The organism is Mesorhizobium sp. M0910, from assembly GCF_040319465.1.
Taxonomy (GTDB): domain Bacteria; phylum Pseudomonadota; class Alphaproteobacteria; order Rhizobiales; family Rhizobiaceae; genus Mesorhizobium.
Map to the genome: position 1 here is coordinate 106,841 of NZ_JAMYNZ010000003.1, position 22,598 is coordinate 129,438.

19 protein-coding genes and 1 tRNA gene are annotated in these 22,598 nt (G+C 60.1%); 6 read left to right on the plus strand and 14 right to left on the minus strand.

Going from position 1 to position 22,598, the window contains the following annotated elements:
• Nucleotides 1-179 precede the first annotated feature (179 nt).
• The 9 genes from NKH78_RS08180 to NKH78_RS08220 all read right to left on the minus strand — a co-directional run bounded on the left by NKH78_RS08180 (nt 180) and on the right by NKH78_RS08220 (nt 9,940).
• Complete coding sequence (locus NKH78_RS08180) at nt 180-1,256, minus strand: glycosyltransferase family protein (RefSeq protein ID WP_352777342.1); 1,077 nt, start codon at nt 1,254-1,256, stop codon at nt 180-182.
• A gap of 20 nt (nt 1,257-1,276) precedes the next feature.
• Nucleotides 1,277-2,059 (minus strand): methyltransferase domain-containing protein, encoded by a 783-nt coding sequence (locus NKH78_RS08185; protein ID WP_352777340.1) that lies wholly within the window; start codon nt 2,057-2,059, stop codon nt 1,277-1,279.
• A 20-nt stretch (nt 2,060-2,079) separates the two neighbouring features.
• Complete coding sequence (locus NKH78_RS08190) at nt 2,080-3,351, minus strand: lipopolysaccharide biosynthesis protein (protein ID WP_352777338.1); 1,272 nt, start codon at nt 3,349-3,351, stop codon at nt 2,080-2,082.
• Between the two features lie 115 nt (nt 3,352-3,466).
• Entirely contained in the window at nt 3,467-4,222 is a 756-nt protein-coding gene (locus NKH78_RS08195) for a glycosyltransferase family 2 protein (RefSeq protein WP_352777335.1), read from the minus strand.
• Nucleotides 4,223-4,245: 23 nt separating this feature from the next.
• A complete protein-coding gene (gene gmd, locus NKH78_RS08200; RefSeq protein WP_352777333.1) occupies nt 4,246-5,340 on the minus strand; it encodes a GDP-mannose 4,6-dehydratase in 1,095 nt (364 codons plus the stop codon).
• 100 nt (nt 5,341-5,440) lie between these two features.
• Nucleotides 5,441-6,709: a sugar transferase gene (locus tag NKH78_RS08205; RefSeq protein ID WP_352882627.1), complete on the minus strand. Its 1,269-nt coding sequence runs from the start codon at nt 6,707-6,709 to the stop codon at nt 5,441-5,443.
• A gap of 125 nt (nt 6,710-6,834) precedes the next feature.
• Entirely contained in the window at nt 6,835-8,154 is a 1,320-nt protein-coding gene (locus NKH78_RS08210; protein ID WP_352777330.1) for a UDP-glucose dehydrogenase family protein, read from the minus strand.
• A gap of 149 nt (nt 8,155-8,303) precedes the next feature.
• Nucleotides 8,304-8,894 carry a transcription termination/antitermination protein NusG gene (nusG, locus tag NKH78_RS08215; protein WP_352777328.1) on the minus strand — a complete coding sequence of 197 codons (591 nt, stop codon included), beginning with the start codon at nt 8,892-8,894 and terminating at the stop codon, nt 8,304-8,306.
• A 455-nt stretch (nt 8,895-9,349) separates the two neighbouring features.
• The gene (locus NKH78_RS08220; protein WP_352478465.1) at nt 9,350-9,940 is read right to left on the minus strand and encodes a biotin transporter BioY; all 591 of its coding nucleotides are present in this window, start codon (nt 9,938-9,940) and stop codon (nt 9,350-9,352) included.
• Nucleotides 9,941-10,054: 114 nt separating this feature from the next.
• Here NKH78_RS08220 and NKH78_RS08225 point away from each other — a divergent pair, with 114 nt between their 5' ends.
• Nucleotides 10,055-10,963: an MBL fold metallo-hydrolase gene (locus NKH78_RS08225; protein ID WP_352701510.1), complete on the plus strand. Its 909-nt coding sequence runs from the start codon at nt 10,055-10,057 to the stop codon at nt 10,961-10,963.
• Nucleotides 10,964-10,976: 13 nt separating this feature from the next.
• Here NKH78_RS08225 and NKH78_RS08230 read toward each other — a convergent pair whose 3' ends face one another.
• Both NKH78_RS08230 and NKH78_RS08235 read right to left on the minus strand, forming a co-directional pair.
• Nucleotides 10,977-11,762: a DUF1499 domain-containing protein gene (locus NKH78_RS08230; RefSeq protein ID WP_352777326.1), complete on the minus strand. Its 786-nt coding sequence runs from the start codon at nt 11,760-11,762 to the stop codon at nt 10,977-10,979.
• An 83-nt stretch (nt 11,763-11,845) separates the two neighbouring features.
• A complete protein-coding gene (locus tag NKH78_RS08235; RefSeq protein WP_352777323.1) occupies nt 11,846-13,474 on the minus strand; it encodes a fatty-acid--CoA ligase in 1,629 nt (542 codons plus the stop codon).
• Between the two features lie 179 nt (nt 13,475-13,653).
• Here NKH78_RS08235 and NKH78_RS08240 point away from each other — a divergent pair, with 179 nt between their 5' ends.
• Entirely contained in the window at nt 13,654-14,040 is a 387-nt protein-coding gene (locus tag NKH78_RS08240) for a hypothetical protein (RefSeq protein ID WP_352750848.1), read from the plus strand.
• A 126-nt stretch (nt 14,041-14,166) separates the two neighbouring features.
• Entirely contained in the window at nt 14,167-14,556 is a 390-nt protein-coding gene (locus NKH78_RS08245) for a DUF427 domain-containing protein (protein ID WP_352750851.1), read from the plus strand.
• Here NKH78_RS08245 and NKH78_RS08250 read toward each other — a convergent pair whose 3' ends face one another.
• The 3 genes from NKH78_RS08250 to ppdK form a co-directional block, all read right to left on the minus strand.
• Complete coding sequence (locus tag NKH78_RS08250) at nt 14,557-15,294, minus strand: polysaccharide deacetylase family protein (RefSeq protein WP_352750854.1); 738 nt, start codon at nt 15,292-15,294, stop codon at nt 14,557-14,559.
• 139 nt (nt 15,295-15,433) lie between these two features.
• Entirely contained in the window at nt 15,434-16,537 is a 1,104-nt protein-coding gene (locus NKH78_RS08255; protein WP_352750856.1) for a glycosyltransferase family 9 protein, read from the minus strand.
• Between the two features lie 135 nt (nt 16,538-16,672).
• Nucleotides 16,673-19,351 carry a pyruvate, phosphate dikinase gene (gene ppdK, locus NKH78_RS08260; protein ID WP_352753037.1) on the minus strand — a complete coding sequence of 893 codons (2,679 nt, stop codon included), beginning with the start codon at nt 19,349-19,351 and terminating at the stop codon, nt 16,673-16,675.
• 187 nt (nt 19,352-19,538) lie between these two features.
• Here ppdK and NKH78_RS08265 point away from each other — a divergent pair, with 187 nt between their 5' ends.
• From NKH78_RS08265 to NKH78_RS08275, 3 genes are all read left to right on the plus strand, one after another.
• Nucleotides 19,539-19,883, plus strand: coding sequence for a VOC family protein (locus NKH78_RS08265; protein ID WP_352750862.1), 345 nt, complete (start codon nt 19,539-19,541; stop codon nt 19,881-19,883).
• A 122-nt stretch (nt 19,884-20,005) separates the two neighbouring features.
• Nucleotides 20,006-20,080 (plus strand) — tRNA-Gln (locus NKH78_RS08270).
• Nucleotides 20,081-20,948: 868 nt separating this feature from the next.
• Nucleotides 20,949-22,136 (plus strand): magnesium transporter, encoded by a 1,188-nt coding sequence (locus NKH78_RS08275; RefSeq protein WP_352646122.1) that lies wholly within the window; start codon nt 20,949-20,951, stop codon nt 22,134-22,136.
• Nucleotides 22,137-22,598: the final 462 nt, after the last annotated feature.

The following is a 22,598-nucleotide window of genomic DNA, read 5'->3' on the forward strand; positions in this document are numbered from 1 at the left end:
TATCTCCAAAAACTAATCGTCTGACAAAGGCTCGCCTCCCACGAAGGAGCCTCAAGGGTCGGCTATGACAAGAAATTCCTGCAGGTCTTCAGAGCAAGCATACCAAAATTCGTTGGCACACAGAGGATTCCCAGCCATCAAAACACAACGTCGCCATTGGCAGTCAACGGGCTAACGGGCTACGCCAGTTCGACAAACCGCTCGAATTGGCGCTGCTTGCTGTATTCTTCACGAATCGCACGGTTGCCGGCCCAGCCGATCCTGTCCCAGCTCCCATCGTCCAGCCGCTGCTCGATTCTTTTCAAGACGTCTTGCGGCTGCTCGTAGACAATCATGGTTTCGCCATCGCGCATCGGCCCGGGGTAGTTACCGGAGTCGGAAACCAGCAGAGCTCCAGCTCCCATCGTTTCGAAACAGCGCATGTTGCCACGATCCGGGCCTGCCATATCGATCGAGGCATTGATCACGACCTTGGCCCTCCCAAGCTCTGCATACATGGCGCGACCGAATACGGGAGGCGCGCTGACTTTGCGGATCGCAGGCGGGCGGCGCACCGCACTCAGCGGACCGAACCAGCCAAGCGGCGTCTCTGCGAGCGGCGTATAGCGTGACAAATGCAAATGAAAGACAACTTGGCGGCGGCCGGCAAGACACGCCACCGTTTCCAGAATCTCTCGCCGACGCTGGTGGTGGCGACTATAACCGCCGAAGAACAGGACATCGATGTCTCTGTTCCGATTCGCAGCCACTCTATCGAGCTCCGGGTCGTGAGCCGGAAAGAAGTCCGCCGTCCTGGCGCCCTGCTCTTCCCAGATCTGTCGCATGGATGGAAAGTTGCAAAGCACGAGGTCATAACCAGAAAAGTCGATCTTGCCTGGTGCGGCGCGCCAGGCAATCTTTCGTCTCACGTGCCCAGGCAAGCGGCGCACAAAAGCGGCGCCGTAACGAAATGGGTCGAGATTGTAGAAGACCTCTGTGTTATGATGCTCGATCTGGGCAAGAAGGATGTCTTCCAATGGCGTGTCTTCGCCAAGCCCGTTTTCGCGTGCCCACGCCCGCTGCAGCGATTCGTCATCGCCATTCGTAAAGAACGCCTTCGGATGACGGTCGAGCACCGGCAAAAGGATGTGCGCGGCGCCGTAGCGATCGTTCAGAAATACGTCCTTCTGCTGCTCGAATCCGCTGGTGCCGCCGACGAGATCGGCCAGCCGCGGTTGATAGACAGGATTGATCCCGGAATTTTGAAAAAGTCGCATGGCCTCGTTCTTGCTCGCAGCTAGTCTGCGGGTCTTATGGCGCTGATGACGAAACCTGAACAGAAGATGCGCCAGTTCAAGGCCGCACAAAGGTTCTCGAATAGAGCGACGGAAACATAGGCAGGCAGAAAGAAAGCGAAGTAATCGCTGGCACGGTAGAATGGCATGACGTCGATCTTCTCGAATCCTTGCTGCCGAAACACCTTTGCCATACCTGAGGGCGAGCAATGGTCGAAAAAGGCCGGATACCCAGTAACGCCCACCGCCGACGGTCGGAGGTACGGAATCAGCCATTTTTGCATGACTGGCCCGACGAGCCGCAGCGCGATCGAATAAGGATGCCATTTCGAGGGCATGTAGTGGTGCATCGCACCGCCTGGCCGCAATGCGGAAAACATCGAGCCCGATGCGGCTTTGTTGTCCGGCACATGCTCCATCAACGTGATGGAAATAAGCATATCTGCCTCGACATTGACCGGCTGCTCGATCGACTGGACGATAAATTGATCGTAGACGGTATAGCAGTCAGGCCTTTCCTCGATATCGAGGCCAATATAGCTAAAGCCGTAACCGCGCTGCAGAAGTGGCCGGTCGATCCCGCCGACCTCCAGGATCGCGGAAGGCCTGAGCCGCGCAATGTCGTCGGCGATACGGCGCTCGAGCTCCGCTTTGTAGGATGGGGCGCCGAAAACCCTGGGCAAGCGGCGTTCGAGCCAGGCGGCGGCGCTCCTGTTCCAACCGATAAACCTCTTGAGAACCACCGCGCCACCCTTCGTGCCAACAGTTTGATTGGGAGACAGCATCTACATTGCTATCCTTAGATTCATGCCTTTACCCGTTCGCTCATCTCTGCCTGCAGACTTACCGCTCTCGTCGCCCGGTCGCAAAATGCCAAGTGAAGAGCATAGCTGACGGCAGTTGCCAGACCATACCAGACCATGACGATTGCTGGACTGCCGGGATCCACCCACCAGACCCAGCCGAAGACACACAGCGTAAAGACAAACCGGCTCAGTTCCCAGGTGAACTGAAGCGATTGGCGATCGACAACGACAAGAGTCATGGTAACCGCGATTGCTACGAAACGCATGTATGCGATCGGAAATCCGATGGCACACAGTTTTCCGGCTAGTGCCCAGTCCGTTCCAAAGATAAGGGGAACCACCTTCGCCGAGAGCAGCATTCCTAAAATCGTTGGCAAAAGGCCGACGGCGAGCAAGTAGAGGAGCGAACGTCGAAATGCGCGATTCAAGCTCCTTTTGTCAGAGCGATAGAGCGTAGAGAATTCCCCTGTAAAGACTTGCGAGATCGCCATCGCGATGATCCCGACGGGCATCAAAATGAACCGCTCTACAAGTGCGTACTGTCCCGCAACTGTGAGGTCGAATAGGGCAAAAAAGGCAAACGGTACGATGGCCGCGCTGAGCGCAGATAGAAGGGCTCCCGGGAACGTGAGGAACCCGAACTTTTGGAAGCGAATTGCCGTAATTTTCATTACAGGAAAAGAGGCGGGAGAGATCAACGTTCGCCAGAGCTTGCCGCTACCGAGGAGGATGGAAATACTTCCGACTACTCGTCCGAACGTGTCGGCCAGAACCAGGCCTACTCCTACGAAAGACAGAACGGCACATCCAAGTGCACCGACCGAGAAACCCACCGATTGAGAGATCTTCGAACGTGCACTGAGCCGGTAGTCACGTTCGCGAATCGGCAAGTAGCTGAGCATCTGATAGATCCCCGCGATTGCCATCGCGGCTGGCAAAAAGAAGAGGATGCCCTTCAAAGATGATGCCACGCCTGGCATCCACAAATCGACGATGCCGGCGACAAAAAGTGCAATGATGCTGGTCAACACGCAGAGCCGAAATGTTAATTTCAGCAGGTTCTCCAAAATCGGCCCCGGTCTCGCGCTTAGGATCGCCAATTCGTAACGGAAAGCGACAAAGATGACCGCTACGTTCAGTATGGAAACATAGATCTGATAGCGACCGAATGCTTCCGCATCGTAGAGTCGTGTAAGCGCGGGCAGAACGGCAACTGCAATGATCTGTGCAATTACCGACCCCGACAGGACCGTCAAGATGCTTCGAAACATTCGGCCTTGCCAGGTTTAGAGAAAGCGACTGATTGCACTAGGCCGGTCCGCCCCGCAGCAAGTGACGACAAGTCGCGTGATTAGCTTCCTCGCGGCAGAACACAGCACACCTCGCCTAGCGTCGCCGCGCGAAAACGAACTGCCGGATTTTCCGCGCCGGTTTGGCGATGAGCGCATAGTCGACAGCGCCGGAGCCGAGCCAACGGCGCCTGGCACGCAACGCTTCGAGGTTGTGCCCGATATGCGAACGGAAGCTCCTTGTGCTGGCGCCTCCGACCATCATGTCGACGAGGACCTGATCGATTGTCGCGATCCTGAAGCCATGGAGCTCGACGGCCCTCAGCATCCAGTCGTAGTCCGAGGAGACTTTGAGCGTCAGATCGAACGGCCCGTTCTTTTCGGCAACGGCGCGGCGGACATAGAAGGTCGGGTGGGCAGGCATCCAGCCGGAGCGGAACCCGTCACTGGGTCTTGGCTCTGCTCGCCAGCGGCGGACCACTCGCTTGCTTTCATGGTTTTCAACGAAGTCGAGGTGGCCGTGGACGATATCGCTTTCAGCAAGCGCCTCGCTGATCTTGCCGAGCACGGAAGCATCGTGAAATGCGTCGTCCGCGTTAAGGGCCCCGATCGCCTCCCCCGTGCAAAGCGCCAGCCCCTTGTTCAACGCGTCATACATGCCGCGGTCGGGCTCGCTGATGACCTGCAATCCTTGCCCAGTATAGGAGCGGACAATCGCGAGCGTCTCGTCGGTCGAGGCACCGTCGACGACGATCAGTTCCTTGTCCTCGTAATCCTGGGCAAAGAAACTGTCGAGCGTATGACGAATCGTCGCCGCCGAATTCCAGCAGACCGTTAGAACGGAAATCTTCATCTTCGCGGGGGGGCTCGTCGCGGCTACCGGGCCGCTTTGCGGTTGTGCTCTTCGTCAAGCCGGCGATGCTCGAATTCGCGCGCCACCACCTTGAGGTCGGATTGAACCATCTCGCGCACCATCTCATCTAGCGACGTCGTCGCCTTCCAGCCAAGTATCCGTTCGGCCTTCGAAGGGTCACCGAGCAGCAGGTCGACCTCGGTCGGCCGGAAATAGCGCGGATCGACCTCGACCAATATTCGGCCGGTTTTCGTGTCGACGCCCTTTTCGTCAACCCCGGAACCGTTCCACTGAATGCGGACCCCAACTTCGGCGAAGGCGAGTTCGACAAATTTCCGAACGGAGTTCTTGATCCCTGTGGCCAGCACATAGTCGTCCGGGGTTTCCTGCTGAAGGATCCTCCACATGCCTTCGACATAGTCGCGCGCATGTCCCCAATCGCGCTCGGCGGAGAGATTGCCGAGATAAAGCTTGTCCTGAAGGCCGAGGCTGATCGCCGCGGCGGCTCGGGTGATCTTGCGGGTCACGAATGTTTCGCCCCGCATTGGGCTCTCGTGGTTGAACAGAATTCCATTGGAGGCGTGAATGCCATAGGCTTCGCGGTAGTTCACCGTGATCCAGTAGCCATAGATCTTTGCGGCCGCATAGGGCGAGCGAGGGTAAAAAGGCGTCGTTTCCTTCTGCGGAACTTCCTGCACCTTGCCATAGAGCTCGGAGGTCGATGCCTGATAGAACCGCGTCTTTTTTGTCAAGCCAAGCAGCCGGATGGCTTCCAGAAGCCGCAATGTGCCGATTGCGTCGGCATTCGCCGTATATTCCGCGGTCTCGAAGCTCACCTGGACATGCGATTGTGCCGCGAGGTTATAAATCTCGTCAGGCTGCACTTCCTGGATTATGCGGATCAGATTCGTCGCATCGGTCATGTCGCCATAGTGAAGTGAAAAATTGACGCTGGTTTCGTGCGGGTCTTGATAGAGATGATCGATACGACCCGTATTGAAAGACGACGAACGCCGTTTGATGCCGTGGACTGCATATCCCTTGGCGAGCAGGAGGTCGGCGAGATAGGCACCATCCTGGCCGGTGATGCCCGTAATTAGCGCGGTTTTTCGGCTCATTTCATACCCTTCGGCAGCTTTAAACACATGATGGCCAAGCATTGTCCTGGCGCTGTGTTCGACAGATAAATTTTGATGGAGGCAAAATTCAGCACGGTCTCTATCGAGATCCGAACCCACTTAGCAGAGTTTTCAACGTTCTCAACACGATGACGAAATCAAGCCACGGCGAGAAATTCTTGATGTAGTAGAAATCATAGTGCAGCTTCTCGGTCTCGTCGTCGTCCTCCGAGACATATCCTTGATTCACTTGAGCCCACCCGGAAATTCCGGGACGGACGATATTTCGGTAGCGGTAGAATGGCAACGCTACCGAATAATGGGATGACAACACTGTCGCCTCGGGGCGAGGCCCGATCCAGCTCATTTCCGAACGAACGATATTTATCAACTGCGGCAGTTCGTCAATTCTGCTTCTGCGAAGGAAGCGACCGAGCCGGGTAACCCTGCTGTCACCTGGCTTGGTGACGGCGAGACTGCGAACGTTTGCCGCCTCAGGTTCACTGACGGTCATCGTCCGGAACTTGTAGACCGTAAATGATTTTCCGCCGAAGCCCAGGCGCTCCTGGCGAAATATGGCGGGTCCGGGAGATTCCAGCCTGATCATCAGCGCGATCAACAATAGCAAAGGCGCCAGCACGACCAGCGCCGACAGCGCACAGACCCAGTCGATCGCCTGTTTGATCTTGATATAGGCCTGGTTGGGATTAATCGAGCCTAGCGTGTTTTCGGATAAATGCTCGATTTCGACGCGGCCAGTCAGCGATTCGGTGATTTGCTTGACATGGTAGACCGGAACTCCCGCAAGTGCCCGATCGGCTATGTAGCGCTCCCAATCGTCGGACAGATCCGCCCGCAGATCGGCAACGACGCCGTTGACGCGTTCAATGATCATGTCAGGGGAAACAAGCCAATGCCAGTTTACCCCACCTATCTCCTCTAGGCGACCAACGGCGCCGCCTGGAACCACAGCAAGACTGTAAGGGTCAAGACGCCGGCTTATGATGGTCAGCACAAAGTACCAGAGAATTGACAACGTCAAGCTGCTGGCCGCCTGGAAGCCACTATATTCAATTCGCGCTAAGAAAATGACCAAATAAACAAACCCATACGACAATGCAAATGTCGGAAAGATATAACCAGAAGCTGCAATACCCGGAAAATTACCTATGCGCCGAAAAGAGAAGTAACCTATTGTATGAGCAACGATGCCCGCAAAGATCGTAATCTGCAGGTTTGTATAATACGCAAGGGATGGGTCAACCAGAATCCGGATCAGCGCGGGAAGCAGGATTGCGAACGCCAAACCGCCCAGGAGTTGAAACCTGACCCTGTGCACAAGGTGCCGCTGTCTCGGCCGATTCATCATGACTATGTTCAAGTTAAAACGCTCTCTTGCGGGCTACTGGATCTAAGTTTCTTCCAAATGCGTTTTGGCTGCTTTCATTGTTCTCTGCACAACCCTGGCAACTCGAACTCCAAGTTGCTGGACGTTCACCTGACAACAAGCCGCTCTCGGCCGACGCTCGAATAGGCTATGCCTTCCTTCACGACGTCCTCGCCGCGATAGACGTTTCGCAGGTCAACCATCACCGGCGTCGCCATGAGTGCGCGGAGCCGCTTCAGATCCAGTGACCGAAACGCGTTCCACTCGGTGACGATGACGATCGCATGCGAGCCCTCGGCCGCCGCGTAAGCGCTCTCTCCGAATTCAATGCCCTCTATCATCTTGCGTGCCTGCTCCATGCCGACCGGATCATAGGCCTTGATCGAGGCGCCGGCGTCCTTGAGGGCCTGAATGATGGCCAATGAGGGGGCATCGCGCATATCGTCGGTGTTCGGCTTGAACGTAAGGCCCAGGATACCGATGGTCTTGCCGCGAACCGAGCCGCCGCAGGCCTCGACCACCTTGCGCGCCATCGCCCGTTTGCGCTGGTCGTTTATCGAGACAGTCGTTTCAATCAGCCGCACCGGGCTTGCCGCGTCCTGCGCGGTCTTGACCAGTGCCAGCGTATCTTTCGGGAAACAGGAACCGCCATAGCCCGGCCCGGCATGAAGAAACTTTGCGCCGATGCGGTTGTCCATGCCGATGCCACGCGCGACGTCCTGCACATCGGCTCCCAACCGCTCGCAGAGATCGGCTATTTCGTTGATGAAGGTGATCTTCATGGCCAGAAATGCGTTGCCGGCATATTTCGTAAGCTCAGCCGTACGCCGGCTCGTGTAGAATATCGGCGCGACATTCAGCGAGAGCGGGCGGTAGATCTCGCCCATGACGGCTTTGGCCCGGTCGGCATCGGTGCCGACAATGATGCGGTCGGGCCGCTTGAAATCCTCGATCGCCGATCCCTCGCGAAGAAATTCCGGATTGGAGACCACCGCAAAATCGGCGGTGGGATTTTGCTCGCGGATGATCCGTTCCACTTCATCGCCGGTCCCGACGGGGACGGTCGATTTCGTCACCACGACCGTAAACCCCTTGAGCGCGCGACCAACTTCGGCGGCCGCGTCATAGACGAAGGACAGGTCGGCATGGCCATCGCCACGCCGTGATGGCGTGCCTACGGCAATGAAGACGACATCCGATTGAGAAACGGCGTCGGCCAGGTTGTCGTCGAAACGCAAGCGGCCTTGCGCGGCGTTGGTGGTGACGAGGTCGTCAAGCCCTGGCTCGTAGATCGGTATCTTGCCTAGTTTGAGCATGGCAAGTTTTTCCGCATCCCGGTCGACGCAGCAGACCTGATGGCCAAAGTCGGCGAAACAGGCGCCCGAGACGAGCCCTACATAGCCGGCACCAATCATTGTTATTCGCATACCGCGCACCCTCAATCAGCGCCGACGAGACGATCTCGCCACACAGCGCCTAGTCCCACCGAAGAACGGCTACCGCACTCCCGGGTGAAAAACCCGAGAGCCGATCCTACAACAATTTGCATCGCCTCGCCGCACCTCGGTGCTTACGGCTATGCGATGGCGACGAGATCCCTGGTATCCAGATCGACAGGTATCTCGCCATTCATGATGGCAACCAGAACCCGAGCTCTTCCGGCTGGATCGAGCCGGTCAAGGCGACCGATCATTTCTGCGAAAGGGCCGGAAAGGATCCGAACCGAAGCGCCGGCTGCGAGGCCGCCGCTGAAATCAAGCAGGCCATGCCTGCCGGTCAATGCAATGAAGCGCTCTACCAGACCGGAGGGGACAGGCAAAGGCCGGTCCCCCTGCATGACGAGGGAGCGCACACCGAACGTTCCGTTGATCGAGCGCCAACGTTGCAGCGCGACGTCAAGGGCGATGAACATGTAACCGGGGAAATAAGCCGCAACTCGTGTTTCGAGCCGCCTGGCATGACGCACGGTTTTCTCGCAGCGAGGCACAAAGGGCTGGAACCCCTGGATCCGGAGATGCCGCTCGGCAACGTGCTCCTTTCCGGGAAAGACGCTGGCCGCATACCAGCGGGTTGCCGGCGCGGCGGTCGGCTCAGGCGACGGGATTGTTGCCTTGCTCGTTGTTTTTTCCGCGCTACTCACGTGTCTCCCTTCGGCGGTCGGCGGCATGATCTCAGCTCAACGGTTACGACAGTGTGTGGATACCAGCAAACAACCAAGCCACTAGAGTCAAGGCGGTTGGGTTAAGAATTTCCTACACATTGCCCAGAAATTTAGCTGTGCCTAAATAATCACCGAGCCGCTTTCTTTTTCAGCTGGCTGAGATGCTATGTCGAGCAATTTATTTCCATACGGAAGTGCTTGGTTACGCTGGTCGTGACGAATCGCCCGTTGGTTCTGGTACTTAGTCCGTCGACTTGAAGCTAATGTGACGGATGGCGTCGCGCACAAGCCTGCCGCCAGCGACAAAGATCCTGCACGGCCGCACCAACTACGGCGAAAACCATTCGGCAGATTTTCGCGCAGAACGGGTCACCATCGAGTCATGGGGCTTCAGGCAATAACATGGCGACAGCGATGCAACATGCAGGTCCGTTTTTGACTTAAGTTCCGCTCGACCGGCTTCACGAACGCTTCAGCAGCGACCAGACAGCTGGCACCAGGCTCGCGGCCAGCGCAACCTTGATCAGATCACCGACGATAAAGGGCACCACCCCGAACTGCCAGGATTTTTCCGGGCCGATCAACAGCGCCAGCCAGGCAAAGCCCATTGCCATCATGACGATCTCGGCCACCAGCATGGCATTGAAGAGCTTGATAGGATGGCGATCCCAGCCACGGTCGGCAGCCCAGCCGACGATCGCCGCCATGACGACGAAGCCGGCTAGATAACCGCCGGTCGAACCCAGCATGTAAGCGATGCCGATGCCTTTTTCCGGCGTGCTCTGGAAGACCGGAAAGCCCATCGCGCCCTCAGCCATGTAGAGAAGCAGCGTTGCGACGCCGAGGCGCATGCCGAAGGAGGCAGCGATCAGGAAGACGGCGAGCGTCTGCATTGAGATATCGACCGGACCGAGCATGACCTTGGTCTTGGCCGACAAGACCAGCAGCAGCGTTCCGGCGAACGCCAGCAGAAGCTGTCCCGCCAGGCGGGCTGCGCCCTTTTCGGGCAAAGCGAGAGAAATGAGCGGACGCATCGTCGTTGCAATTGCCATGGTCTTCCCCGTTCCGGATTGCCGCCGAACGCGGCCTTGCGTTTTCCTATATTGGCTTCCGTGCTAAGCGGCAATCGGTTTTGCCCTCGCCCCAAAAAAGGTCGCGACGTTCGCATGGCACTGAAATTCGACACACACTTCGACCCTGCCTACGGCCAGGGCGTAGCCGTTGCACCCGACGTCCTTCGGATCACCGCCAGGAACCCAAGCCCGTTCACCTTTCACGGAACCAACAGCTATATCGTCGGACGTGAGACACTGGCGGTGATCGATCCCGGACCGGATGACGAGGCACATCTTAGAACACTGCTCGAAGCGATCGGGACCAGGCCGGTCAGCCATATCTTCGTCAGCCACACGCATCGCGACCATTCGCCGCTGGCGGCGCGGCTGAAGCAGCATACGGGTGCGGCGGTTCTGGCGGAAGGCCGACATCGTCCGGCGCGGCCGTTGCGTACCGGCGAGGTCAGTCCGCTCGATGCCAGCGCCGACACCGACTTTGCTCCTGGCATCGCGCTGCCAGACGATATGGTGATCGACGGCGACGGCTGGGCGATCCGGACGGTGCTGACGCCCGGCCATACCGCCAACCACGCAGCCTTTGCGCTGGAGGGAACCGGCATCCTTTTCTCGGCCGACCACGTCATGGCGTGGGCAACCACGATCGTCGCGCCGCCGGACGGCGCGATGGCGGACTACATGACATCGCTCGACCGGCTGATCGAACGCGACGACCGGCTGCTGCTGCCCGGCCATGGCGGGCCGGTGACCGAGCCGCGCAACTTCATGCGCGGATTGAAAACGCATCGCAAAATGCGCGAACGGGCAATTCTGGAGCGGATCAACAGCGGCGACCGGGCAATCAAGGACATGGTGGAGGTGATCTATCGAGACACCGACCCGCGCCTGCATGGCGCGGCCGGCCTGTCGGTACTTGCCCATCTGGAAGACCTGGTGGCGCGCGGCCTGGTCCACACCGACGGCGCGCCGGCTATCGACGGCATCTATTCGCCGGTAAAGTAGTACCCTCCCGATATCATTCCGCCGGCGCCACGCCCACCTGGCCGGCGACTTCCTGGTCGAGTTCGGCAAGGAAGTCCGTGATGCGCGCTGCATTGTCGCCAAGATCATGGCGGCCGTAACGCGAGGCCGAGCGCATATCGACGATGACCACGTCGCCGTCGTCGGTCACGCGGATGGCGACATCGGCGGGAAGGCCGAGCAGCAAGCTCTTGGCCAGCGCATCGACCGTCACGTCGCTTTGCCCTGCTGCGTCGGGGAATGGCGCCGTGAGCTGCCAGCCGCGCCGATCGAGCACGGTTTTGACCGCCTCCAGAACGCGATCGAAAGGCAAGGTGTAGCTGCGTCCGGTAACGAGCGGATAAGCTTCGATTTGCAGGCGCTGCTCGCCGGGCGTCGGCGGCAAAAGCTCGTTCATGTCCTTTGATCGGGTAGAAATATCGAGCACCGGCGGGTCGTCCAGATCCGTCGAGATGTCGCGCAGCGGCGGATAAGTCGCCGCCCAATAGGCCGCGACGCCGTAAGGAATGAGCACCAGAAGCGCCAGCAAGGCGCCGGCGGTCAGGTCGTGGCCGCCCCGATCGCCGAAATTCCACAATCGCGCAAAGGCAAATCCGGCAAACAGAAGCGCAAATGCGGCCAGCAAGGCGACAATGCCAAGCACCCATAGGAAAGCTGGGGTCTCGACGAAGTCATAGCGATGGCCGACGAGAGCGGTCAGCAGCAGGACTGCCGAAAACGCGCCGGCGCGCCGCGACCAACCGGCAGCCCTCGACGTTTGTCGCTCGGGAATTCCCGTCATTGTTTTCCGCGCTGCCCCAACCCGAACAAAGGCATAGTGCCTTTCAGCGGCGGCTTGAAGGCGCAAAGACGCCGCATCTCCGGTCAATCCGTCGGCAGGTGATAATCCTGGAACTGCTGGCGCAAGGTAATCTTCTGGATCTTGCCGGCAGCGGTGTGTGGGATTTCGCCGACAAAGGCGACGTCGTCCGGCATCCACCACTTCGCCACCTTGCCGTCCATGAAGGCGAGGATGTCCGTCTTGGTCGGCTCCCTGCCCGGCTTGCGGACGACCACGAGCAAAGGCCGCTCGCCCCATTTGGAATGCGGAATGCCGATGGCGGCGGCCTCTGCCACATCGGGATGGCCGACCGCGACGTTCTCGAGCTCGATGGTCGAGATCCATTCGCCGCCCGACTTGATCACGTCCTTGGCGCGGTCGGTGATCTGCATATAGCCGCAGGGATCGATGTGCGCGACGTCCCCGGTATCGAACCAGCCGTCTTGATCGAACTGTTCGGATCCGATGCCGCCATAGTAGGCGCGCGCGACGGCCGGCCCGCGGACCTTGAGCCGGCCGAAGGTCTTGCCGTCCCATGGCAGTTCGTTGCCGGCGTCGTCCGTCACCTTCATTTCGATGCCGAACGGTGTAAAGCCCTGCTTCTGCTGGACGCCGAGGCGGGCCTCGCCCTTCAGCCCGGCGTAGTCCGGCTTCAGGGTGCACAGCGTGCCGAGCGGCGACATCTCGGTCATGCCCCAGGCGTGGACGACCTGGACATCGTAATTGTCCTGGAACTTCGTCGTGATCGCGCGTGGACAAGACGCGCCGCCTATGACCACTTTCTGCAGATAGGGCAGTTTCTTGCCGGTCTCTTCCAGATGCTGGAGGAGCATCATCCACACCGTCGGCACAGCGGCGCTGAAGGTCACCTGCTCGGTGTCGAGCAGCTCGTAGAGCGAAGCGCCATCCATCTTGCAGCCGGGCATGACCAGCTTGGCGCCAATCATCGGCGCGCTCTGGGCAAGGCCCCAGGCATTGGCGTGAAACATCGGCACGACCGGCAGTATGGTATCGCGCGACGACAGGCCCATGGCGTCGGGCATCGCCTCGATCATGGCGTGCAGCACGTTCGAACGATGGCTGTAGAGGACGCCTTTCGGGTCGCCCGTCGTACCCGAGGTGTAGCACATGCCGGCGGCCGTGTTTTCATCGAATGTCTTCCAGGCGAAGTTGCCGTCGGCTTCAGCAAGCCATTCTTCATAGGCAACCACATTGGGCAGCGCAGTCTCCGGCATATGCGCCGTGTCGGTCAGCACAATAACCTGCTTCAGCGACTTGACCGCACCGGCGATCTTTTCGAGCAGCGGCAGGAAGGTCAGGTCGACGAAGATCGCCTTGTCCTCCGCATTGTTCATGATCCAGGTGATCTGCTCGGGAAAGAGCCGCGGGTTGAGCGTGTGATAGATCGCGCCGACACCCATGATGCCGTACCAGGCCTCGATGTGGCGCGCGGTGTTCCAGGCCAGGGTCGCGATGCGGTCGCCAAGCCCGAAACCATCACGCTCGAGCCGCTCGGCGACCTTCAGGGCACGATGATGGATTTCGGCATATGTGCTGCGCACGATCGGCCCCTCGATCGAGCGCGACACGATCTCGCGTCTGCCGTGCTGCCTCTCGGCGTTGTCGATCAGCTTATGGCAAAGCAGCGGCCATTCCTGCATCAACCCGAGCATCTTGTTCCTCCCGTTATTTTTTTGCGCCATTGTGGGACGAACCGGCGGATTGTCCAGCGGTGACCGGGCTGGAGCGGTGCATAGGGCGAAATGAGGCCGAATTCGCCACAATCCGGCCATCCTCGGCGTTAACGTTGATTAACGGGCGGAGCGCGATTGGCTAATGAAAGAGGTGTCGCATGGACGCGCAGCTCGACGACGAAGCCCTCGAAAATACGCTTGCTGAAAGTCTGGCCGATCTGGTTGCAGCAGATGTCGCGCAGGCCGATCTGGTGCCCGACGCCAAAACCGTTTCCGAAGATGAATTCGTCGAGGTCGTCGGTGGCGCCCTCGAGGCGGTCGGCGGCACGCTCTTGTTCAAGATGTGCGTCGAGAACCAGGGCGAAGCCCAGCACGTCGCTGCCGCCTGCGTCGGCGATGGCGGCAATCGTCAATTCCTGCTGCTCACCTTGCCGACCAGCGGTGGTGCGCTGAAGGTCGAGACCACCTCGAAAAGCACCAATCCGGTGGCCGGCATTGCCGCCGCCTATGCCGGGCTGATGGACGCATTCCAGGCCGCGGCCTGATTTCCAGGCGGGCTACCGGAGGCGAGCGCAAGACTTGCCAACTGCGGGCGACCCCGCCAGGTGGCAGGCAGCTCTTGCGCGAGGCTCTTGCCAGACACATCTTGGGTTGAGGCAAGGAGATCCGACATGGACCAGATCGCAAACCCGGCACCCGGCTTTCAACGCAATCCGGACAAGGTCATTACCGTCAAGCCTTATAAGGGCACCGTGACGGTGCGCGCCGGCGATACCGTCATCGCCTCGTCCAGCAAGGTCAAAGTGCTGACCGAATCGCCCTACCCTCCGGTTTTCTACATTCCGTTCGACGACATCGACTTCAACCAGCTTGGCAAGACCGAACACTCGACCCATTGCCCCTACAAGGGCGATGCCAGCTATTGGAGCGTGCTGCCCGCCGGCGATGCCGGCAAGGACGCGATGTGGGCCTATGAACGGCCGTTCGACGAGATGGCCGCTATCCGCGATTACGGCGCGTTCTATCCAAACAAGGTGACGATCGAGGCCACGCCCGGCTGATCAGTCGGTGGTGCCTTCATCGCCGATGCCGTCAGCGTCGTCGAGCCGCACGAAGGTGAGGCCCTTCGCCTTCAGCGCCAGAAGTCCCTGGACCACGCCTTCGCCGGCCGCATGGGTCGGCTGGTTGATGTGAGCGATGATGACGTCGCCGTCCTTTGCCGCGGCAATGCGCCGGGCGGTCTCTTTTGGACCGAGCAATGAGCCGCCGTCGCCGTTGATCGAGAATCCGGCGATCTTGAAACCAAGCTTGCGTATCATCGCGATTGCCGACGGGCTGTATTCGGCGGTTGCGCCGCGAAACCATTTCGGCGCCGGTTCGCCGGTCGCGGCAAGAGCGGCAGCACCCGATTCGACTTCGGCCAGCACGGCCTGCGGGCTACCGGCACTGCGAATGCCGTAGATCTTTTGCGGCGTGTCGACGGCCGGGACGTGGCGGCCGCCATGGTTTTCCAATTCAAACAGTTCGGGATGCGCCCGCATGATCTCGACGGCGGCGGCGTTGTGTTTCAGCCAGATGCCGGTGACGAAAATGGTAGCGGGAATCTTGTTTTCCACCAGCGCCGAGAGAATCCTTGTATCGGTCCGCCCGCCGCAGGCATCGAGCGTCAGCGCGACGCGGCCGCCGCCCGCCTCGGCCTTGATGTGCAGCGTCGGTTCGATGAGCAACTGGGCGTTGCTGGGAGAAGCAGCCCACAGCGATATCGCAATGGCGCAAAAATGCTTTTGGAACAGGCGCATTGACTATTTCCAGGTCGCCGGATCAAAGTTGAAGCGGCGACCCCAAGACCGGCATCAAGGCGGAAATCGGGACGATGCCCCTGCAAAAGCGTCGGCAGCGGCAATTTGACCACCGGCCTGACCTTTGGCAAGCACGAGGTCACAATGCGTGCTCGACGTCCTTAACCGTACGTGAAAGGATCGCGCGCACCGCGTCGACAACCGCTTTAACCTCTAGTCGCCAGACGCAGCAAGCCTTGCTCGGATCGGGACGGCGGCACAGGTCCCTGGCTATGCACTCGCAAGGCATGGAGGGCCGCGGCGTAACACTGGCCACGCCGACAGGACCCCAGACGGCGGGGTCGGTCAGGCCGAAGAGGCCGACAACCGGCGTTCCGGCGGCGGCCGCCATGTGCATCGGGCCACTCTCGTTCCCCAGAAACAGGCGTGCCTGGCCGAGGACCGCCAGCAGCGTTGCCAGCGACAGCGCCCCGACCAAATTGACGACCGGCGAAACGGCCTTGGCGACGATGCGCTCGGCAGATGCCTGTTCACCGGGGCCGCCGACAAGCAGGAAGTCCAACCCGGTCTGTCGCGAGAGCTCGTCGATCGCCAGCGCAAAACGTTCCGGTTGCCATTGCCGGCCCCGGAAGCTCGCTCCCGCATGAACGGCTATGAAGGCGTTGCGCCGCAGATGATGCCGGTCGAGAAGCGCCAATGCCTTGGCGGTCTCCAGCGGCAGCGGCTCAATCTTTGGGACCGGCGCGCGCAACTCTACGCCAAGCGCCTCAAGCGGCGATAGATAGCGGTAGAGATAATGCCGGCCACCAAAGCCAAACGGCTTGGCCAGGACGTTGGCGGGCTGGCGTTCCATCCAGCGCAACGGTTTTTCGGGAGGATCATATCCGACGCGGGTCTTGGCGTTGACGAGCCTGACGATGATGCGTGAGGTTTTGGAATCGGCTAGGTCGATGGTCAGGTCAAACCGGAACCGGCGCAGAGCGCGCACCATCGCGTAAAGCTCGCGGCCACGCTCCAGTGGGGTGCCACGCATCCGGGCGCGCCGGAACGCCACCACGTCCGAGGCGATGCCATGAGCCGTCAGGAAACTGGCAAAGCTCGCCTCGCAAAGGAACACGATCCTGGCCTTTGGATATTCGAGGCGCAGGTTTCTGGCGAGCGCGGAGGCGAGGACAAGATCGCCGATGAATTTCGTCTGGAGGATAAGAATCGAGCGGACGTGCGCGGGCGGGTTCTGCAACATCTGTTTCTGGCACCGGGACGGGTTCGGGAGCCGGAAACTGGGCAGAAACGATGTCGGGATTTGGAGCCGTCACGCGCACGTTCGCGTGAATTTGGTTACAAATCGGTAAGGTCAGACGCCGGTGGACTCCAACTTCTATCCGCGGCCGTTCTTTGCCGCCTGTACTGCCGCCTGCGCGGCGGCCAGCCTGGCAATCGGGACCCGATAGGGCGAGCACGAGACATAGTCGAGGCCGACCTCCTCGCAGAAATGGATCGACGCTGGATCGCCGCCATGTTCGCCGCAAATGCCGAGCTTGATCTCCGGCCGCGTTGCCCTGCCTTTTTTGGCCGCCATACGCACCAGTTCGCCGACGCCCTCGATATCGAGCGACACGAACGGATCCTGCTCGATGATACCTTTTTGCCGGTAGGTCTCGAGGAACGAGGCCGCGTCGTCGCGCGAGATGCCGAAGGTGGTCTGGGTCAGATCGTTGGTGCCAAAGGAGAAGAATTCGGCCGCCTCAGCGATGACGTGGGCACGGATCGCAGCGCGCGGCAGTTCGATCATAGTGCCGGTCAGATAGGTGATCTTGACGCCGGTTTCCTCCATCACGCTCTTGGCGACGGCATCGATGCGCGCCTTGACGAATTCGAGCTCCTTCGCCAGGCCGACCAGCGGCACCATGATCTCCGGGACCACCAGCGCGCCGGCCTTCCTGCCGGCCTCGACGGCTGCCTCGAAAATGGCGCGCGCCTGCATCTCTGCGATTTCGGGATAGGAGACGGCAAGCCGGCAGCCGCGATGGCCGAGCATCGGATTGAACTCGTGCAGCGCTTCGGTGCGCCGCCGGAGCTTGTCCGGGGATACGTTCATGGCTGCGGCGACCTCGGCCACCTCCGCCTCGGTCTTCGGCAGGAATTCGTGCAGCGGCGGATCGAGCAGGCGGATCGTCACCGGCAGGCCGGCCATGATCTCGAACAGCTCGAGGAAATCCGAGCGCTGCATCGGCAACAGCTTGGCCAGCGCCGTTCGGCGGTCCTTTTCCGTATCGGCCAGGATCATCTCGCGCATGGCAACGATGCGGTCGCCGTCGAAGAACATGTGCTCGGTGCGGCAAAGCCCGATGCCTTCGGCGCCGAAGGAGCGGGCCATACGCGCATCGAGCGGCGTCTCGGCGTTGGTGCGCACCTTCATGCGGCGCGCGCCGTCGGCCCATTCCATGATGGCGGCGAAATCGCCCGAGAGTTCCGGCTGCAGCATCGGCACGGCGCCCTTCAGCACCTGGCCGTTGCCGCCGTCGATGGTGATCACGTCGCCCTTGCGGAAGGTCGCTCCCATCGCCATCAGCGTGCCGGCTTTGTAGTCGACGCGCAGCGAGCCGGCTCCTGATACGCAAGGCTTGCCCATGCCGCGCGCCACCACGGCGGCGTGGCTGGTCATGCCGCCGCGCGTCGTCAGGATGCCTTCGGCCGCATGCATGCCGTGGATGTCTTCGGGGCTGGTCTCGATGCGGACCAGGATCGCCTTGCGGCCTTGCGTCTTGGCCTCTTCGGCGTCGTTCGAGGAAAACACGATCTCGCCGGTCGCAGCGCCCGGGGAGGCCGGCAGGCCGACGCCGATCACATCGCGCGCCGCCTTCGGATCGATTGTCGGATGCAGCAACTGGTCGAGCGAGGCCGGGTCGATGCGGGCGACGGCCTCCTCCTTTGAAATCAGTCCGTCCCTGGCCATGTCGACGGCAATCTTCAGCGCCGCCTTGGCGGTGCGCTTGCCGGACCTGGTTTGCAGCATCCACAGTTTGCCGCGTTCGATGGTGAATTCCAGATCCTGCATGTCGCGGTAATGGTTTTCCAGGCGGTCGGAGATGCTGACGAAAGCCTGGAAGGCGTCCGGCATCAGCTTCTGCAGCGACGGCTTGTCGGAACCGGCGGCAATGCGCGCGGCCTCGGTGATATTCTGTGGCGTACGGATGCCGGCAACGACATCCTCGCCCTGGGCATTGACCAGGAACTCGCCATAGAGCTGCTTTTCGCCGGTCGACGGATTGCGGGTGAAGGCGACGCCGGTGGCCGAAGTGTCGCCCATATTTCCAAAGACCATGGCCTGGACGTTGACCGCCGTGCCCCAGCTTTCGGGGATATCGTGCAGGCGCCGGTAGGTGATCGCGCGGTTATTCATCCAGCTGGAAAACACCGCGCCGATGGCGCCCCAGAGCTGCTCGTGCGGATTCTGCGGAAAGGGCTTGCCAAGCTCCTCCTCGACCTTGGCCTTGTAGAGCGCGATCACGCCTTGCCATTCGATCGCCGTCAGTTCGGTGTCGAGCTCATGGCCGAGGCCGCCTTTCTGGTCCTCGAGGATTTCCTCGAACACCTCATGGTCGAGACCCATGACGACATCGGAATACATCTGGATGAAACGGCGGTAACTGTCATAGGCGAACCGCGCATCGCTTGAATCCGCGGCCAGGGCTTCCACCGTCTCATCGTTGAGGCCGAGATTGAGCACGGTGTCCATCATGCCTGGCATCGAGGCGCGCGCCCCTGAGCGAACCGACACCAAAAGCAGTTTCGAGGGATCGCCGAAACGGCGTCCGGTCAGCCGACCGATATGGTCGAGCGCGACCGCAACGTCCGCCTCCAGCGAAGTCGGATAGGTGTGGCCGTTGGCATAATAGGCGTTGCAAACGTCGGTGGTGATGGTGAACCCTGGCGGCACCGGCAGGCCTAGGCTGCACATTTCGGCCAGATTGGCGCCTTTGCCGCCGAGCAGATTGCGGTCGCCGGCACGGCCCTCCGCCGCGCCATCGCCAAAGGTGTAGACCCACTTGGTCATGCTTGCTCCCCGGTTGCAGGAGATTGGAAAGATCGGCAAATCGAGCGATATGATGCTGCAGTGCGAAAGGCAAGGCATCGGCCAAGCCGGCCGGCCTCTACAATCGATTAAGGAAAAGCGGCACAGAAAAGACTTGCTTTTTGGAAAGCTTTGTTGTAGAACATAACAAGAACAAAAGGGCAGAACGATGAGAATGGCCGGAAAGCTCGATTATCTGGAAATGCCGGCGACAGGCGGAACGCTGGACAGCGTGAAGGCTTTCTACAGCGCAGCCTTCTCATGGTCGTTCACCGATTACGGGCCGACCTATTCAGCTTTTGCCGAAGGGCTGGACGGCGGTTTTCAGGCGGATGGCCAAGATGCGCCGGCCAAGCCGCTGCCCGTGCTCTATTCCGAAAGGCTGGAGGAAACACTAAGCGCCGTCGAGAATGCCGGCGGCACCGTCCTCAAGCCGATCTTTTCATTCCCCGGCGGCAGGCGGTTCCATTTCGTCGATCCGGCCGGCAATGAAATGGCGGTTTGGGGTGAATAGGTCCGTTCAAAGTGACGATTGCAAAACTGGCGGGTCGGTCGCGCATAGTCGATATGTCGGCATTGAGCTTTCTCGCGGCTCGTCCTATAAGGCCGCGCGCACAGCGGGCACGCTCCGGCTGTTGGGGCGTCGCCAAGTGGTAAGGCATCGGTTTTTGGTACCGACATTCCCAGGTTCGAATCCTGGCGCCCCAGCCAAGCGTACGCGGGTCCGATCCGCAGACATCGAGCAAAATGGCGTTTGCGCCCGCTGGCGTCGGTTGGCGAGCTTTTGAGGCTCAGGCTAAGCTATGATAAGGGGTGATTAGTAGGGCGAGTTGACTGCAAGAAGAGGGGAAACGTTTGACCCGCATTTTGGTAACGGTCATCGCAGCAATCTGCTTCACAATATCGACTGCTTCAGCCGGGCAGGGAGAGCAGCAAAACATCAATTACTTGGCACGTATGTCAGATAGCAAATTGCATCGGGCTGCAGCAATTTCAGGTAACATCTATGGCGTGCCCGGCGCTGAGACGAAGCGAAAGTGGAAAAGCCATGATGGCCGTCTCCATACTTTTGTACGACGGGCTAGATAAACACTTGGTGCCTAATCCGGCTAAATTCGAGAGGGCTATCCGCGTGTTTGAAGGCGCTTACCGTAAGGCTGCTTTGAGTAAGGTTGCTTGCCAGGCCGCGAAGGCCAAGGACCCAGATAGTTACCGGTAGATGTCTGCTGGCGTCAATAGCTGGTGAACCTGGCAAGATGCGCCGGATGAGGCAATCAGGTTCGAACGCCCGAGATCCTGCCTCTGCAGAATTTCCGGGTTTAAGTCTTATTGCTGCGGCGTGATCGCAAAGCCCGGAAGACCGGTGAAGTTCGCAACACGTCAAATTCTCGGCGACACTCTGACGTTACAGCCCGCCTGTATGCACCCCGCAATGGCTCAGATCTGTCTCGGTTCGGTCCACTCGGTACCCAAAGAGGCGAAATTTCCGGATCGAGGCGCATGGGCCACTGCGCCAGGACAGAGCGATCCGATCCGTGTCATACCGTCAGAGGCAAGACACTCGCAATTGGGGGAACAGATGAAGGAAGAGAACGACGTTGAGAAGCTGGTACGCACGCTGCGTGCTCGAGCACCTGATGACGCGGCGGTATTGCTGGCCCGAGAGTCTCCCGAGTTCATCCGGGACACACTAAAGTTGTTGCCAGACCGGCACGCCCGCAAGGTGGCGGAGCATTTGCCGCCGCATATGCGGCCCGTCAAGCCTCATGGCGATGGCAAGGACGTCGCGGTCCCCGAGTCGCTCATCGAACTGACGGACCCGATTCCCGCCAGCGTTCCCGTCGGCACGACAGTAGCCGCCGCAGTGCAGGCCGTCAGACGCACCCCGGTGCCGACCGAGCTCACTTATCTCTACATCACCGACCAGGGCGATAAACTGGTTGGCCTCGTGGTCCTGCGCGATCTGATGCTGAGCGAAGCGGACGCCACGGTGGATCAGATCATGCTGCCGAAGCCGTTCGCCCTCCCCGCCGATCTCTCTTTGAGCGACGCATGCAAGGCGGCGGTACGCCGTCACTACCCTGTCTATCCGGTGGTGGACGCGGAGAACCGGCTGCTCGGGCAGGTCCGCGGCTGGCGGCTGTTCGAGCAGCAAATCATCGAGATTTCTGCCCAGTCGGGCCAGATGGTGGGTGTCCAGAAGGAGGAGCGTTCTTTTACGCCCCTGTTTTCAGCCTTCTTGAAGCGGCATCCGTGGCTGCAGCTCAACCTACTGACGGCCTTCATGGCCGCTTTCGTGGTCAGCTCGTTCACAGGCACGATCGAGAAGATCGTCGCCCTGGCGGCATTCCTCCCGGTCTTGGCCGGGCAGAGCGGAAACACCGGCTGCCAGGCACTGGCTATGACGCTGCGTGGCCTTGCCCTTGGCGATGTGGACAAACGATCGAAGCTGCACCTGGTGATGAGGGAGGGCGCGCTCGGGATCGCCAACGGTGTGCTCGTCGGTCTTGTGGCGGCTGCGGCGATGTGGTTCTACGCCTCGCGGCAACCGGAGTCGGCGGCCCAGGCGCCCATGCTGGCACTCGTGATCCTGCTCGCCATGTCCGGATCGTGCCTCATGTCCGGAATCTCCGGCGTGCTGATCCCGCTGGGCCTGCGCCGGGTCGGCGCCGATCCGGCGGTCGCTTCGGCGATCTTTCTCACCACCGTGACCGATATCGTAGGCATGGGCCTGATGCTGGGGCTGGCCACTATGCTCGTGCTGTAGCAAGGGCGCGTCCGGTGACGCATTCCCTGGGCGATGGGTTCCTATAAGCTGACTACGTCGGCGGCGGACGAAATTGCGAAGACCAGCCCGCAATCGCACAGGCCGTTGCGACAAGCATCGGCCCTGCAGCTTCCGACCGCTTGCGCAACGCCCAAGGAAGACCTTTGGATGAGCTATATGTGTCGGGCGGTGACCAGATACGCGCAGAGAATATTAATCTTGTCGGGTGTGCGATCCACGATTGGTGATGATTGAATTAGTTGCCGCTGGTGACGAATACTTCCATTGTTACAGAAACGCTGAGAAGATGTTTTGACAACCAGCGCAGCCGAAATACGAATGGACCCGATAGTTTGTTGCGCGGCTGCAACAGCTGTTGAAAACTCGGACGATTTCGCCAAAGTTCAGTCGCCTTTTTTCTTGTGGTCGTGCTAAGTCCTTCGCACTGGTCGGGTTTGGGGT